At 71.4% G+C, this 13,228-nt stretch carries 12 protein-coding genes; 4 read left to right on the forward strand and 8 right to left on the reverse strand.

What is annotated here, in order from left to right:
- Nucleotides 1–28 precede the first annotated feature (28 nt).
- Nucleotides 29–463 (forward strand): hypothetical protein, encoded by a 435-nt coding sequence (locus ACWD12_RS05565; protein WP_450098454.1) that lies wholly within the window; start codon nt 29–31, stop codon nt 461–463.
- Here ACWD12_RS05565 and ACWD12_RS05570 read toward each other — a convergent pair.
- The 4 genes from ACWD12_RS05570 to ACWD12_RS05585 form a co-directional block, all read right to left on the reverse strand.
- Nucleotides 460–1,290, reverse strand: coding sequence for an alpha/beta fold hydrolase (locus ACWD12_RS05570; protein ID WP_450098455.1), 831 nt, complete (start codon nt 1,288–1,290; stop codon nt 460–462). The genes ACWD12_RS05565 and ACWD12_RS05570 overlap by 4 nt on opposite strands.
- A 22-nt stretch (nt 1,291–1,312) precedes the next feature.
- Complete coding sequence (locus tag ACWD12_RS05575; protein ID WP_450098456.1) at nt 1,313–1,777, reverse strand: nuclear transport factor 2 family protein; 465 nt, start codon at nt 1,775–1,777, stop codon at nt 1,313–1,315.
- Nucleotides 1,778–1,935: 158 nt separating this feature from the next.
- On the reverse strand, nt 1,936–3,534 hold the full coding sequence (locus ACWD12_RS05580; protein WP_450098457.1) for an alkaline phosphatase D family protein: 1,599 nt from the start codon (nt 3,532–3,534) through the stop codon (nt 1,936–1,938).
- A 216-nt stretch (nt 3,535–3,750) separates the two neighbouring features.
- Complete coding sequence (locus ACWD12_RS05585; RefSeq protein WP_450098458.1) at nt 3,751–4,680, reverse strand: YihY/virulence factor BrkB family protein; 930 nt, start codon at nt 4,678–4,680, stop codon at nt 3,751–3,753.
- Nucleotides 4,681–5,259: 579 nt separating this feature from the next.
- On the opposite strand from ACWD12_RS05585, the gene ACWD12_RS05590 reads away from it, so the two are divergent.
- A complete protein-coding gene (locus ACWD12_RS05590) occupies nt 5,260–5,646 on the forward strand; it encodes an MmcQ/YjbR family DNA-binding protein (RefSeq protein WP_450098459.1) in 387 nt (128 codons plus the stop codon).
- 295 nt (nt 5,647–5,941) lie between these two features.
- On the opposite strand, the gene purB is transcribed toward ACWD12_RS05590, so the two are convergent.
- The 3 genes from purB to ACWD12_RS05605 all read right to left on the reverse strand — a co-directional run bounded on the left by purB (nt 5,942) and on the right by ACWD12_RS05605 (nt 8,808).
- Nucleotides 5,942–7,387 carry an adenylosuccinate lyase gene (gene purB, locus ACWD12_RS05595; RefSeq protein ID WP_450098460.1) on the reverse strand — a complete coding sequence of 482 codons (1,446 nt, stop codon included), beginning with the start codon at nt 7,385–7,387 and terminating at the stop codon, nt 5,942–5,944.
- Nucleotides 7,388–7,504: 117 nt separating this feature from the next.
- The gene (locus ACWD12_RS05600; RefSeq protein WP_450098461.1) at nt 7,505–8,002 is read right to left on the reverse strand and encodes a MarR family winged helix-turn-helix transcriptional regulator; all 498 of its coding nucleotides are present in this window, start codon (nt 8,000–8,002) and stop codon (nt 7,505–7,507) included.
- Nucleotides 7,999–8,808 carry an SDR family NAD(P)-dependent oxidoreductase gene (locus tag ACWD12_RS05605; RefSeq protein ID WP_358359530.1) on the reverse strand — a complete coding sequence of 270 codons (810 nt, stop codon included), beginning with the start codon at nt 8,806–8,808 and terminating at the stop codon, nt 7,999–8,001. Before ACWD12_RS05605 ends, ACWD12_RS05600 begins: the two co-directional genes overlap by 4 nt.
- Before the next feature lie 195 nt (nt 8,809–9,003).
- Here ACWD12_RS05605 and ACWD12_RS05610 point away from each other — a divergent pair, with 195 nt between their 5' ends.
- Together ACWD12_RS05610 and ACWD12_RS05615 are read left to right on the forward strand one after the other, a co-directional pair.
- The gene (locus ACWD12_RS05610; RefSeq protein ID WP_450098462.1) at nt 9,004–10,725 is read left to right on the forward strand and encodes an N-acyl-D-amino-acid deacylase family protein; all 1,722 of its coding nucleotides are present in this window, start codon (nt 9,004–9,006) and stop codon (nt 10,723–10,725) included.
- A gap of 404 nt (nt 10,726–11,129) precedes the next feature.
- On the forward strand, nt 11,130–12,200 hold the full coding sequence (locus ACWD12_RS05615; RefSeq protein ID WP_450098463.1) for a PRC and DUF2382 domain-containing protein: 1,071 nt from the start codon (nt 11,130–11,132) through the stop codon (nt 12,198–12,200).
- Between the two features lie 203 nt (nt 12,201–12,403).
- Here ACWD12_RS05615 and ACWD12_RS05620 read toward each other — a convergent pair whose 3' ends face one another.
- The gene (locus ACWD12_RS05620; protein ID WP_450098464.1) at nt 12,404–13,036 is read right to left on the reverse strand and encodes a hypothetical protein; all 633 of its coding nucleotides are present in this window, start codon (nt 13,034–13,036) and stop codon (nt 12,404–12,406) included.
- Nucleotides 13,037–13,228 lie beyond the last annotated feature (192 nt).

Consider the following 13,228-nt stretch of genomic DNA (forward strand, 5'->3'; position numbering starts at 1 on the left):
TCGGCGGGGATGGAGGTGCCGTCGAGCCGTGCGCGCGGAACATGTCGGCGAGTGGGTACGCGCGGCAGGCGGAGGTGATGTACGGCTGGATGACCACCAGGTCGGGGCGTGCGCCGAGCATCGCGGCCAGATGGAGGAGCTCGACGTGCTCGTCGCACAGGTCGATCTCGTCGTCGGGGTCGAGGTATCCGGCGAGGGTGGCCCGGCCGAGGGGTGGGAACAGCGCGTACTTGACGGGACGGCGGGCGGGCCCGGTGGCTTCCGTCAGCGCCGGGAGGATCATGGTGACACGCATCGGGATCCCTTCGGTGGCAGGGGGTTTCCCCCTAAGTCCACAGCCATGGAAGCCGATGCGGCACGGCGGCCGTCGGGGCCGCTGCCGGAGATCCGGTGCGGGTTGTGTGGAGAGTTTCGCCAGGTCGCCGCCCGCGTGTGGTCGGGGGCGACGGTCGAGCGGCGCTAGCCCAGGAAGTCGGCGACCGTCGCGGCGAAGCGGGCGGGGTCGTCGCGCCACGGGTAGTGGCCTGCCCCGGGCTGCACGACGACTTCCGCGTGCGGGAAGAGATCCGCGAACTCCTCGGTCGACGGCGGCGGGCTGTTCAGGTCGTACTCCCCCACGAGCAGCAGGACCGGGGCACTGCACGTCTTCAGCGCCGCCCGCGTCGCGGCCGGGTCGAAGACGCCCTCGGCCCCGTACATCCGCACGGCGTCGTCGTTGTCCGGTTGGCTCGCCGCGTGGAAGGCGCGCGTCTCGTCGTCCCAACGGCCGTGGAGGAACGGCGTGATCGCGTCCCAGTCGGCGTCGCCCCCGGACAGCAGCACGTCAAGGGCGGCGTACGCCTCGGTGAACCATGCTTCCCGTGCCCGGAGTTGCGCCACGTCCCGGCGCATCTCCCCGGTGATGTCGACACCGACGGCGCGCGTACTGGGGCCGACCAGGACGAGGCGGCGTACGCGTTCGGGATGGCGCACCGCGTACAGCACCGCCAGGTTCACGCCTCCGGAGTGGCCAAGCAGGTCGATCTGCGCGAGTCCGAGGTGTGCGCGAAATGCCTCGACGTCGTCCACAAGGCGGTCGCAGCGGTACGCGTCAGGGTCCCCGGGCCTGGCGGATCCCCCCGTGCCACGCAGGTCCAGGGCCGTCAGGCGGCGGTGTACGGTCAGGCCGCCGAGATCGCCGAGGTACGCGGAGGCACTGGGGCCGCCGGGCAGGCAGATCAGCGGCTCGCCGTCCCCGTCGGCCCGGTAGGCAAGGCGGGAGCCGTCGTCGGGGGCGAGGAAGGTCGGCATGGGCGCGAGCCTGCCACGCGCTTCAGGGCGAGGGCAACGTTGCCGTCGGGGCGCTGTCGCAGGCGCGGGCGACCGCGCCGGGGTCCCAGTAGAAGGGGCGGCATTCGAGCATACGGCCGTTCCGGACCGTGATGAGCTGCAGGATGGAGGTGTCGACGTCCTGTCCCGTCGCGCGGGCCCGGAAGCGCACCCGGCTGTGCACGACGACGGTGTCGGCGTCGCCCCAATGGGCCTGGTCCAGGAACTCCATCGACTCCCAGGTCTCGCTGAAGGCCGCCAGGAACCGTTCCAGACCGTCGTGGCCCCGCCATGTTCCGCTGCCGGTGAACGGCAGGCCGGGCGCTTGGTGCAGGACGACTTCGGGGTCCAGGTACGCGGCCACCGCCGCGTAGTCGGCCTTGCCGTAGCCGCCCGCGGCCACGTACGCGGCCTCGGCGGCATAGAACTTCTGCATGACGGACCAGGCGTCATCGGGGGCTGTGGGCACTGTGGTTCCTCCGTTCCACCGGACAGCCTGCCGTCGCGGGCCGAAATCGGCTGGCGGGAAACGGACTTCGCAGTACCCGGCCCGGCCCGGCCCGGGGAAGCCGTCCCCGGGCCCGCCCTACCGCACGCGGCGGCGGGCCCGGGGAGCGGCGCCGACGGTCAGACCGGGGTCGTCGCGGGCACCACTCTCTTCGTCGCGCCGTCCAGCGCAAAGGACTTGAGGTGGGTCACCGCGCTGTCCGGCTTCGCGCGGTCGGCGACCTTGTACCAGTCCATCTGCACCCGTGCCTTGGTCACGTCGAGGATGCCCACGCCGTTGGATTCCGCCTCACCCCACCGGAGATGCGGGTTCATGGCCAGGATCGCGGCGATGATCTGGGCCCCGGCGCCGCCCGGGAACAGGCTGCCGAACGGCGTCGACGTCACCGAGCTGACCACGAACTGCGCGGCCACCGGCGCCCCTCCGCCGGGCGCCGGAACCTCACCCGCCCACGACGAGTGCAGGTCGCCGGTCAGGAACACCGTGTTGCGCCGGTCGTGGTCGCGCAGGTGGGTGAACAGTTCGTTCTGGTCGGCGCGGTAGCCGTCCCACTGGTCGGCGTTGATGGTGACGGGCGGGTTCGCCTGGCCCGTCGGCAGACGCCAGGGAGCGGCCATGACCGAGCTGCCGATCAGGTTCCAGGTGGCGTTTCCGCGCGCGAGTCCGCTCTTGAGCCAGCTCATCTGCGGGCGGCCGGTCAGGGTACGGCCCGGGTCGTCGAGTCCCGCGTTGTCGGTTGGGTCGACCTGTTGCGACCGGAAACTGCGCAGGTCGAGCATCGTCAGGTCGAGGAGCGTGCCGAAGGCGAGGCGGCGCTGCGTGGAGCCGCGCACGTCCTCGCGTACCGGCAGCCACTCGAAGTAGGCCTGCTTCGCCGCCTTGGACCGCTCGGCCCACGTCCCTTCCGTCGCCGGGTCGTGGTCGCGCGCGCCGCCGGACCACGCGTCGCCGGCCTGCTCGTGGTCGTCCCACGTGGCGACGATCGGCGCGGCCGCGTGCATCGCCTGGAGGTCGGGGTCGGTGCGGTACTGCCCGTGCCGGGCCCGGTAGTCGGCCAGGGTCCGGCATTCGCCGAGTGGCTCCATCGGGCGTACGTCGGTGCTGCCCGGGTGGCCGGCTTTGGACGCGAACTCGTAGATGTAGTCCCCGAGATGGATGATCGCGTCGAGATCTCCGCGCCGGGCCAGGTGGCGGTAGCCGGCGAAGTAGCCGTTGCCGTAGCTGACGCACGAGGCGATCCCGAACCGCAGGCCCGCGACGTCCTGCCGGCTCGCCGGGGCGGTCCGGGTGCGGCCGACGGGCGAGCGGTCGTGGAGTGTGCGGAAGCGGTAGTGGTACGTGGTGGCCGGGCGCAGTCCGCGTACGTCCACCTGCACGGTGTGGTCGCGGTCGGGCCCGGTGGCGGCGATGCCCACGCGTACCGGACGGTGGAAGTCCGGGTCGGCGGCCACCTCCCAGAACACGAGGCTGGACGGCCCGCGCCGCGAACCCGGGCGGCAGCCCGGCTCGGGGGTCACGCGGGTCCATATGACGACGCCGTCCGGCAGCGGGTCGCCGGACGCGACGCCGTGCAGAAAGGCCGTCCCTTTGCCGGTGCCGGAGGTGGCCGCCTCGCCGGCGTGCGCGGCGGGCGCCGAGGCCACCCCCACGGCGGCGGCTCCCGAGGCGGCGGCCGTGATCTTCACGAAGTCGCGGCGGTGCAGCGGAATTCTGGTCATGGCGCGCGAAGCTAACAGCGCACGGCAACAACCGGAACGACTCCGCCCAGGTATTCCATTTAGGTCTGGCGAACACCCTGCGATGCATCGATCACGCACACATCCCGCCCGGTCGGCGGTCCGTTTCACAAAGCAACGGGGCCTGCGAATCAACCTTCAGCCACGGAGCAACGGAGCTACGGGATCAACGGAGCCACGAATCAACGAGGCTGCGGATCACTCGGCGAACTGTCGGTAATCCTCCGGGTGCCATTTGCGGGTGTCACGTGGATGGACATAGGGCTCCTCCTCTTCCGGCAGCCCGCCGGCGATGGCACGGCCCCGGGCGAGTTCTGCGTCGAACTCCAGGCCGAGGAGAATGGCGAGGTTGGACAGCCGCAGCCAGACCAGGAACACCATGACCCCGCCGATCGCGCCGTACGTCTGGTTGTAGTGTGAGAAGTTCGCGACGTACACGGCGAACAACGCGGACGCGCCCATCCACAGCACCAGCGCGACCAGGCTCCCCGGCGTGACCCACCGCCAGCCCTCCGAGCGGACGTTCGGTGCGCACCAGTAGAGCAGTGCGAGCATCACGCCGAACAGCACGAACAGTGTGGGCCACTTCGCAAAGGCCCACGCGGTCAGCGCGGCATCGCCCAACCCCAGCGCGTCCCCCGTACGCCGCGCTATGCCGCCGGTGACGACCACCACCAGTGCGCCCGCGCAGCCGAGCAGCATGAGCCCCAGCGTGAGGGCGATGCGTACCGGCGTGACCTTCCACAGCGGCCGGCCCTCCGGCACCTCGTAGACCGCGTTGGCCGCCTGGATGAACGCCCGCACGTACCCGGACGCCGACCACACCGCCCACGCGAGGCCCACGACGGCGAGAACGGACCCGACACCGCCGCTGGTGCGCTGCAACTCCTCGATCGCGTTCGCCGCCACATCGTGCGCCGAACCGGGCAGGGCCTGTTGCGCATCGTCGAGCACGGCATCGGTCACCGACTCCCCCGCCAGGCCGAGCACCGCGATCGCCAGCAGCAGGGCGGGGAACAACGACATGACGCTGTAGTACGTCAACGCCGCCGAGCGTGCGGCGAGTTCGTCCTCGCGGAACTCGTGCGCGGTACGCCGCAGCGCGTCCCACCAGCCCCGCCACCCCAAGGCAATAGGCGTATCCGGCTCACGCCGCTCCACCCTCCGGCTCGGCCCGACCTCCGCCGCCCGGTCCGGCCCCCGATCCCCCGCCCGCCGCCGCACCCACCGCCAAATGTCCACACCCAAGAAGTAACCCGAGCAGCCCCACTCACTCCTATCAAGACCACCGCCCCAGCGATACGCCGTGCGTCCGCCGCGGAATGGAGTTCCGCAAAGCGTCGGTCCGGGGTGTTGGGCTGTGGGGAAGAGCGCCGGATCGGCCGGGTGTCGCCTCTAGGCTTGTTGGACACGCCATTGAGGAAGCTTTGTGCGCGTCGTCGTGTACCGGGTCGGGGTCAATCACTACGCCTCACACCAACGGACGGTGTCCCTCGCTGCTTATGCATCCCGACGAGCGCAAGGACTGGGCCGCGTGCACCGAAGAGGTGGCGCGGACCGTCGAGGGGCTTCGGGCCTGCGGCAGGTGTGTCAAGGACCCGGCGGAGTACGTTCCCGCGACGCCGCGGGTGGCGTCGGCAACCTGCGGCGGGACCTTGACGGCGTGGACGCGGGCGGTTGTCGGGGGTGGCGGGTAGAACGGTTCGCATGCCCACTGAGCAGGATGTTCGCCGGATGATGTTGGCCTTCCCGGAGGCCGAGGAAATTGTGATCGACGCGTGGGGCGACCAGCCGACGTTCCGCGTGCGCAAGAAGATGTTCGGGATGATGGGCTACGGGGCTCCGACGGTCTGTCTCAAGGCCACGCGCGAGACGCAGGCGGCGTTGCTGGAGGAGGCGCCCGAGGTGTTCTCGCCGCAGCCGTTCTTCGGGCGCTTCGGATGGATCGATGTGGTCCTGGACCGGATCTCGGCCGAGGAGCTGGCGGAGCTGGTCGAGGACGCCTGGCGGCTGACGGCGCCGAAGCGGGTCGTGAAGGCGTACGACGCGGCGCGGGGCGCGGCTGAGGGGGACGGCGGTCAGGACCAGAGGTAGAGGCCGTAGCCGTGGTCGATCCAGGGGCGGACCCAGGTGAAGAAGTCCCCTGCCCAGGCGAGGTCGGCCTCGTCGGGGGCGGGCCGGAAGCCGTCGCGGACTTCGGCGTTCCGCCGGTGCGTCCTCGGCGGCCAGGGAAGCGAGCTCGTCCGGGTCGACGCCGTGGCGTACGCGGGCGGGGTCCGGTCGACTCCGATGGTGTGCCTACCCGGGACGAGACGTGTGGTGCCCGCGCGGAAGGCTCCGCACGGGCACCATGTTCACGGCATCGGGCCGCCGGTTCAGGCGGAGTGGGCTACAGGATCGCGCCCGGGCGGTACTTCGCGGCCTCGGGGTGACGGGTCGTCACGTCCTCGACGCGGCGTACGACTTCGGTGACCTGGGAGGACGCGGCGCCGGTGAAGGAAAGGCGGTCGGCCAGCAGGGCGTCCAGCGCAGCACGGTCCAGCGGGAGGCGCTCGTCGGCGGCCAGGCGGTCGAGGAGTTCGTTGCGCTCGGCGCCCTGCTCGCGCATCGCGAGGGCGGACGCGACGGCGTGCTCCTTGATGACCTCGTGCGCGGTCTCACGGCCCACGCCGGCGCGCACGGCGGCCATGAGGACCTTGGTGGTCGCGAGGAAGGGCAGGTAGCGGTCGAGTTCGCGCGAGATGACGGCCGGGAACGCGCCGAACTCGTCCAGCACGGTCAGGAAGGTCTCGACGAGGCCGTCGAAGGCGAAGAACGCGTCGGGCAGCGCAATGCGGCGGACCACCGAGCACGACACGTCGCCCTCGTTCCACTGGTCCCCGGCGAGTTCGGCGGTCATCGACATGTAGCCGCGCAGGATGACCATGAAGCCGTTGACGCGTTCGCACGAGCGCGTGTTCATCTTGTGCGGCATCGCGGACGAGCCGACCTGGCCCGGCTGGAAGCCCTCGGTCACCAGTTCGTGCCCCGCCATCAGGCGGATCGTCTTGGCGAGCGAGGACGGCCCGGCGGCCAGCTGCACGAGGGCCGTCACGACGTCGAAGTCGAGCGAGCGCGGGTAGACCTGGCCGACGCTGACGAGCGTCGCGTCGAAGCCGAGGTGCGCGGCGACCCGGCCTTCGAGGTCGGCCAGCTTGTCCTGGTCGCCGCCGAGCAGGTCGAGCATGTCCTGCGCGGTGCCCACCGGGCCCTTGATGCCGCGCAGCGGGTAGCGGCCGAGGAGGTCGTCGAGGCGGGCGTACGCCACCAGCACCTCGTCGGCGATGCCGGCGAACCGCTTGCCGAGGGTGGTCGCCTGCGCGGCCACGTTGTGCGAGCGGCCGGCCATCACCAGCTCGGCGTTGTCCGCGGCCAGCTCGGTGAGGCGCGCGAGGACGGCGACGACGCGGTCGCGTACGAGCTGGAGCGACTGGCGGATCTGGAGCTGCTCGACGTTCTCGGTCAGGTCGCGGGACGTCATGCCCTTGTGCACGTGCTCGTGCCCGGCCAGCGCGTTGAACTCCTCGATCCGCGCCTTGACGTCGTGCCGCGTGACGCGCTCACGCTCCGCGATCGAGGCGAGGTCGACGTTCTCGGCGACGGCTTCGTAGTCGGCCAGCGCCGGGGCGGGTACGTCGATCCCCAGGTCGGCCTGCGCACGCAGGACCGCGAGCCACAGGCGGCGCTCGAGGACGACCTTGTGCTCGGGCGACCACAGGGTGGCCAGCTCGGCGGAGGCGTAGCGGTTGGCCAGAACGTTCGGGATGCGGGGCTTGCTCGCAGGCTGGGGCGTCACGTTCCGCAATCTTAATCGCCTGCCGACGCCGTCCCCGCACCGCGCCCCTCCGGTCGTGCGGCACGGTGCCTCGGAGGCGCCGGCAGCGTCGGACGTGCCGGGGCGGGGCCGGAGGCCTCAGAACGCGTCGGACAGGCGGCGCATGAGTGCCGTCGCCGTGGCGAGGTCCCCCTCCGACCAGTCCGCGACCCGTTCGGCGAGTGCCGCCCGCAGTTCCGCGCGCATGGCGCGGGACGCGGTCAGCCCGGCGGGCGTCGTGCGCACCTCGACCACCCGGCGGTCCCCGGGCGTGGCGTGGCGGGTGATCCAGCCGCGCCGTTCGAGCACGGTGAGTGCCTTGGAGGTGTGCGACGCGTGGGCGACCACGCGTTGCGCCAGCTCGCCGACGCGCCGGTCCTCCTCGCGGACGTGCAGCATGAGGCGGAACGCGAGCAGGTCCAACTCGTGTGCGTCGGCGATCCGTTGCTCGATGCGGCTGTACGCGATGCGCCGCGAGGCCTCGCCGAACGCCCGGTAGAACTGCTCGACGGCATCGGCGTTGCGGCCCGTGCCCCCGCCCGTACTCCCGCCCGCGCCGTGACCGTCATCGTCGCCGTCGCCGTCAGCTCTGCTCACGACGAGGCCCTGTCTTCCTCCGGAACCGGCTGCCACACCACGCCGTTGATCGCGCCGCCGCCGTCCACGAAGAGGGTGTTGCCGGTGACGTACCGGGAGTCCTCCGAGGCCAGGAACAGCGCCACACCGCCGATGTCGCTCTCCGGGTCGCCCATGCGCCCCATCGGATTCATCGCCTCTGCGGCCGCGGCCTGCTCAGGGTTGGCGGCGGCGTACGCGGCGAAAGCCTCGGTCTTCGCGCCCGGGCAGATCACATTGGCGCGGATCTGGTACTGCGCCCATTCGCGGGCCGCGGACCGCGTGTACGCCCGCAGCGCTTCCTTCCCGACGTTGTACTCCGCCGTGTAGAGGTGGGCGTTGACGCCGTTCAACGAGCAGATGTTGATGACAGAGCCGCCGCCCGCGTCGCGCATCGGCGCGAAGGCCGCCTGCATCGTCCAGCGCCCGGCCCACAGCGCCATGTCGAGGCCGTGCGCGAACATCGCGTCGGTCTTGTTCTCCAGGCGGTTGGTGTGCCCGCCGCCCCACGCGTTGTTGACCAGGACGTCGATCCGCCCCCAGCGCTCGACCGCGGACGTGACCAGGCCCATCGCGAAGTCGCGGTCGGTGACGTCGCCGACGAGCGTCAGCGTCTCGACCCCGAACTCCCATTCCAGCGCCTGCGCCGCGGCCCGGGCCGGCTCCTCGCGGATGTCGTTGACCACGATGCGGCAGCCCTCGCGGGCGAACCGCCGGGCGATGCCCTTGCCGATGCCGGCTCCCGAGCCGGTGATCACCGCGACGTGGTCCTGCAGGCGTCCGCTCATGACCAGGTGCCTCCGTACGTCAGGCCTCGTGCCCCCGAAAAATTGGTTACCCGACGTACATATCGAAGATGATTGACCAAATCAAGAGATCCGCGGCGACCGCCCGGAGAAACCATTGCAAGGTCAAGGAGTCCGGCCTACTCTCGGCCGCGAGCCGGGGGCACCTGGGGCTCGACGGGCAAAGGGAGTTGGCACATGGACGACCTGGTGATCCGCGGCGGCACGGTCGTCGACGGAACCGGTGCGGCGCCGCGTACCGCCGACGTGGCGGTCAACGGCGGCCGGATCCGTGAAGTGGGCGCACAGCTGCCCGCCGGACGCCGGGAGATCGACGCCTCGGGGCTGCTCGTCACGCCCGGATGGGTCGACGTCCACACGCACTACGACGGCAACCTGCTGTGGGACCCGCTGCTCACGCCGTCGTCGACGCACGGCGTCACGACGGTCGTCACCGGGAACTGCGGCGTCGGCCTCGCGCCCGTGCGGCCCGCCGACCTCGACTGGACGATCGCGCTGATGGAAGGCGTCGAGGACATCCCCGGTGCGGTCATGCGCGGCGGACTGGCCTGGGACTGGGAGAGCTTCCCGGAGTACCTGGACGCGGTCGCCCGCGTGCCCCGCGCGATCGACGCCGCCACACAGGTCCCGCACGCCGCCGTCCGGGTGTACGCCATGGGCGAGCGCGGCATCGACCACACGGCCGTCCCCACCGACGACGAGATCCGCCGCATGGGCGAGCTCACCGCCGAGGCGGTCGTCGCCGGCGCGCTGGGCTTCAGCACCTCGCGGTCGGTGAACCACCATGCGTCGGACGGACGCCTCACCCCGACGCTGACCGCCCGCGCGGCCGAACTCGTCGGCATCGCCGAGGCGGTGGGCCGGACCGGCCTGGGGGTCTTCGAGGCGGTGTTCGAGGACCCGGTCGACGCGCACTTCGAGATCCTGCGCCGCATGTGCGAGGTGAGCGGGCGGCCGATGTCGGTGACCACGTTGCAGCGTCCCGGCCGGCCGAGCGACGGCTACCGCGACATCCTGCGGCACCTCGAGGCCGCAAACGCGGCGGGGCTGCGGATGCGCGGCCAGGTCGCGCCGCGCCCGGTCGGCCTGCTGATGTCCCTCGCGGGGCGGGTCCACCCGCTGCTGGGCTCGGCCACGTACCGGTCCCTGGCCGCGACGGCGGGGGCGGCCTCGTCCGGCGACGCGGCGGGGGCCGCGGTGACGACGGCGTTGCGCACGCCGGACGTACGCGAGCGCATCCTCGCCGAACTGCGGGCCTCCGGGACGGACCCCGCCGCCCGCTTCGCACACTCCTTCGAACTCGGCTCCCCGCCCAACTGGGACGCCGACGTCCGGCGCTCGCTCAACGCCCTCGCCGCGGCCCGCGGCACCGACCAGCTCGAAGTGGCGTACGACGTCGTCGTGGGCGGCGGCACGATCTACACGCCCGTCGCGAACTTCACGGACGGCGACCTGACGGCGGTACGCGACATGCTCGTCCACCCGCTGACCGTGCCGGGGCTGGGCGACGGCGGCGCGCACTGCACGATGATCGCCGACTTCGACTTCCCGACGTTCCTGATGTCCTACTGGGCCCGCGATGTCGCGGAGGACCAGCGGCTGCCCGTCGAGTGGGTGGTCAAGCGGCAGTGCGCGGACACCGCGGCGCTGGTCGGCCTGACCGACCGCGGCGTCCTGGCCCCCGGCCTGAAGGCCGACATCAACCTGATCGACTTCGACCGACTCGGGACCACCTCGCCGCGGATCGCCAGGGACCTGCCCAGCGACGGGCCGCGCCTGCTCAGTTCCGGCGTCGGCTATGTCGCCACGGTGGTCTCGGGAGAGGTCGCCTTCGAGGCCGGCGAGCACACGGGTGTCCTCGCGGGAGCGCTGGTACGCGGCGGGAGCGCAGCAGCGTAGGGGCCGAGGAGCGGCACAGAAGCGCGCGATCCTCGCAATCCTCGCGATCTCGGCGGGCCGCCTCGGGCGGCCGCCGAGATCGCGAGGCAATTGGTTCGTTTATAGGCTGATCATGCGGTAAGCATCAGATTGACCGGGTTTGCCAGGCAAGAGCCCGACCGGCAGTACGGCGGGCAGGCCCACACCCGTTGATCCTCCAGTTAGTTCATCGGATTCTCTCCGTCTCCAAGACCGTTCGCGCGCTTGCGCCGTCGTCGGCGTCGCCGCGCGGGCTCGGCTGCGGCGCATGCCCGCGGCTGCCCTCGAACGAGCCCATGGACAAACCCACGGAGCCGAGCCCGCGGAGGAGAAGCCACAACGACCGAAGCGACACAGCACGAAACAACGCAGCAGTGGAGGCAGTAATGATCACCCGCGATCAGATACCCGCCGTGCTGGATCATCCCGTGTACGACGCGGAGGGCCACAAGGTCGGCCCGGCCAAGCACGTCTTCTTCGACGACGCCACGGGGCGACCGGAATGGGTCACGGTGAAGACCGGGCTGTTCGGGGGCAACGAATCGTTCGTGCCCATCAGGGACGCCACGATGACGGACGGTCACGTGGAGGTGCCGTACCCGAAGAGCAAGATCAAGGATGCGCCGAACGTCGACGTCGATGCGGGCGGCCACCTGTCGGCACAGGAAGAACGCCGGCTCTACGACTACTACGGCATCGCCTGGGACGAGGCCTGGCAGAAGGCCAACCAGCCGGGCGAAGGCGGATGGGCCCGTTCCGACGACAAGACCGGGACTGCGGGCACCGCCGGTACTGCCGGAGCGGCGGGCGCGGCCGGGGCTGCTGGAGCCGCAGGAGCCGCGGGTATCGCGGGCCGCAGTTCTGCCGGCGGCGACACGAAGGCCGCCTCCGGCACGGCGGCAACCGGGACAGCGGCATCCGGGAAGGCAGCGTCCGGCACGGCAGCAGCATCCGGGACGGCCGCGACAGGCAAGACCGCAACCGGCAGGACCGCGGCGGGCATGCAGGCGGGAGCAGCCGACACCGGCGGCGCCATGACCCGCTCCGAAGAGCACATGCACGTCGGCGTCGAGCGCCACGAGGCCGGACACGCGCGCCTGCGCAAGTACGTGGTGACCGAGGAAGAGCAGCAGACCGTGCCGCTGCGCCATGACGAGGTCCGCGTCGAACGCGAGCCCATCACCGAAGCGAACCGCTCGGCCGCCATGGCGGGTCCGGAGATCTCCGACTCGGAGCACGAAGTCACCCTGTACGCCGAGGAGGCCGTGGTCGAGACACGCGTGACCCCGGTTGAGCGCGTGCGCCTCACCACCGAGGAGCACGTCGAGGAGGAGACGGTGACGGGCACCGTGCGCAAGGAGCGGATCGAGGCCGATCTGCCCGCCGACGACGACACCCGCCGCGACCTCCAGGGCCGTCGGACCGATTCGGGCGACACCAAGGGCGAAACCAAGTAGCGACAGCGCGAGCGCCGCGGACGGTCGTCGTCCGCGGCGCGAGCGACGCTACGGAGACGCAGGCGGTCGTCCCGCGCACCCCGCGCTGACGCGGGGTGCGCGGGCGACGCGTGCGCAGGGTGCGCGGGGCGGCCGGCCGGCCGGGTGCCCCGCCCGGCAGGCTTACGGAACCGGCCCCGAACGGAGCCGGGGACGCGGCCGCGTCACGCCTGGGCGGCCACCGCCTGGCGGGCCTGCTCCTGCGTGATCACCTGGTCGGCGGGCGGTGCGGCGACGTCGCACGGGACGCCGTACCCGGTGACCTCGGACTCGACCCGGGCCGGGCCGTTCTCCTCCAACTGGCCCACCACGGCCGGGTCTCCCTTGGCCGCGACGTACACGGTCTTGCGGGTCCCGTCGGCGTCGGTCCACGACAGCGGCACGGCCTTCTTGCCGTGGAAGTCGGTGACCTCGCCCTTCACCAGTCCGTCCGTCTTGCCGTCGAAGAAGTCGGCGCTGTCCTGCGACCCTTCGTCGTCACCGACGACGTACTTCCCACCGACAGCGCGGTCGAAGGCGGCAACGGATGCCGGGTCGGTCCCGCCCGCCTCGCGGGCGTAGAACATCCCGGGTGCCTTGACGTACGACTTCCCGCCCGTGCCGATGACTTCGGCGGACACCCCGTCCACCTTCGTCGTGCCCTTCATCGAACTCGTGTTGCCGTCAGGGGAGATCGCCATGCACGCCTGCGACTCCTGGGCGGCGCCCTGTTCGTCGGTTCCGGTGCCGGTCACCGCAACGGTGCGGTTCTCCTTGGTGTGGGCGATCGCCTGTTCCGCGATCGCCTTCGGATCCATGTCGGCACGACTCTTCTCGTCGTCGCCGCAGGCCGACAACGGCAATGCGGCGACAACGACTCCTGCGACCAGAAAACGACGCGAACGCACGGTACCTCCCGAAGAGTTGGTGACGTGAGTCACGCGCTGCCCTACGGACGCGCAGCCATGCGAAGGGTGCGTCGCATCCGCGCAATCCGGACAGTTGCGTGT

It is taken from the genome of Streptodolium elevatio, assembly GCF_053592165.1.

What these genes read in the sequence shown, in the direction of transcription:
- ACWD12_RS05570 (WP_450098455.1), bottom strand. Translation starts at nt 1,290, where the DNA reads ATGCCGACCTTCCTCGCCCCCGACGACGGCTCCCGCCTTGCCTACCGG.
- ACWD12_RS05580 (WP_450098457.1), bottom strand. Translation starts at nt 3,534, where the DNA reads ATGACCAGAATTCCGCTGCACCGCCGCGACTTCGTGAAGATCACGGCC.
- ACWD12_RS05590 (WP_450098459.1), top strand. Translation starts at nt 5,260, where the DNA reads ATGCCCACTGAGCAGGATGTTCGCCGGATGATGTTGGCCTTCCCGGAG.
- ACWD12_RS05605 (WP_358359530.1), bottom strand. Translation starts at nt 8,808, where the DNA reads ATGAGCGGACGCCTGCAGGACCACGTCGCGGTGATCACCGGCTCGGGA.
- ACWD12_RS05610 (WP_450098462.1), top strand. Translation starts at nt 9,004, where the DNA reads ATGGACGACCTGGTGATCCGCGGCGGCACGGTCGTCGACGGAACCGGT.
- ACWD12_RS05615 (WP_450098463.1), top strand. Translation starts at nt 11,130, where the DNA reads ATGATCACCCGCGATCAGATACCCGCCGTGCTGGATCATCCCGTGTAC.
- ACWD12_RS05620 (WP_450098464.1), bottom strand. Translation starts at nt 13,036, where the DNA reads ATGGATCCGAAGGCGATCGCGGAACAGGCGATCGCCCACACCAAGGAG.